Raw genomic sequence first — 431 nt, 5'->3', positions numbered from 1 at the left:
AATAAAATCCTGGGCAATGAGCTTATAGCGATTAATCAATACTTTTTGCATGCTCGTATGTTTAAAAACTGGGGCCTCGAAGGCCTAGATAAAAAAGAATATAAAAAATCTATCAAAGATATGAAGCAGGCAGATGAGCTGATTGAGCGCATTCTGTTTTTGGAAGGTATCCCCAACCTGCAAAAGTTAGGCAAATTATTAATAGGCGAGAACACTCAAGAAATGCTGGAGTGCGACCTCAAATTAGAACAAAGCTCCATTGCCGACTTACGCGAAGCGATCGCTTATTGTGAATCAGTATCAGACTACGTCACCCGTGATAAGCTTCGAGAAATTCTTGCAGAAGAAGAGGAGTATCTAGATTGGTTGGAAACTCAGCTTGATCTGATCGATAAAGTGACGATCGAGAACTATATGCAATCAATGATTGA

General features: G+C 39.7%; 1 protein-coding gene. It reads left to right on the top strand.

What is annotated here, in order from left to right; genetic code table 11:
• Window positions 1-431, top strand: a 431-nt coding sequence (bfr, locus tag A3756_RS16510; RefSeq protein ID WP_068553982.1) for a bacterioferritin, incomplete at both ends; no start/stop codon positions are given.

The sequence above is a fragment of the Oleiphilus sp. HI0086 genome, assembly GCF_001635225.1.
This window is presented reverse-complemented; position numbering and strand designations above follow the sequence as displayed.